Genomic DNA, 549 nt, shown 5'->3' on the forward strand with positions numbered 1-549 from the left:
TAAGGGATTCGAACCCCTGGCCCACGCCTTAGAAGGGCGTTGCTCTATCCATCTGAGCTAAAGACGCATATTATGGAGCGGGTGAAGGGAATCGAACCCTCGTAACTAGCTTGGAAGGCTAGCACTCTACCATTGAGTTACACCCGCATATTTATTGGAGCGGAAGACGAGATTCGAACTCGCGACGTTCACCTTGGCAAGGTGACGCTCTACCACTGAGCCACTCCCGCAAATATCAAAACATTTAGTTTCGTTATATTTTAATCCTTCTGAATTCTGTTTAAAAATTCATTTAATGGTGCAGATGAAGGGAGTCGAACCCCCACGCCATAGGCGCTAGATCCTAAGTCTAGTGCGTCTGCCAATTCCGCCACACCTGCACGTTATATAATTTTTGGTGATCCACCGGGGAATCGAACCCCGGACAACATGATTAAAAGTCATGTGCTCTACCAACTGAGCTAGTGAATCGAATGGCTGGGATGGCAGGATTCGAACCTACGCATGTAGCAGTCAAAGTGCTATGCCTTACCGCTTGGCGACATCCCA

6 tRNA genes are annotated in these 549 nt (G+C 48.1%); all 6 read right to left on the reverse strand.

The features are described 5' to 3' along the window. The 6 genes from ACYUEW_RS19015 to ACYUEW_RS19040 all read right to left on the reverse strand — a co-directional run bounded on the left by ACYUEW_RS19015 (position 1) and on the right by ACYUEW_RS19040 (position 549). Positions 1 to 59: transfer RNA gene (locus tag ACYUEW_RS19015), tRNA-Arg, on the reverse strand. Positions 60 to 73: 14 nt separating this feature from the next. Continuing rightward, a tRNA-Gly gene (locus ACYUEW_RS19020) sits at positions 74 to 147 on the reverse strand. A gap of 8 nt (positions 148 to 155) precedes the next feature. Next, a tRNA-Gly gene (locus ACYUEW_RS19025) sits at positions 156 to 230 on the reverse strand. A gap of 66 nt (positions 231 to 296) precedes the next feature. Continuing rightward, positions 297 to 380: transfer RNA gene (locus ACYUEW_RS19030), tRNA-Leu, on the reverse strand. 15 nt (positions 381 to 395) lie between these two features. Continuing rightward, a tRNA-Lys gene (locus ACYUEW_RS19035) sits at positions 396 to 471 on the reverse strand. A 3-nt stretch (positions 472 to 474) separates the two neighbouring features. Continuing rightward, positions 475 to 549: transfer RNA gene (locus tag ACYUEW_RS19040), tRNA-Gln, on the reverse strand.

The organism is Clostridium sp. CTA-1 (assembly GCF_054768215.1).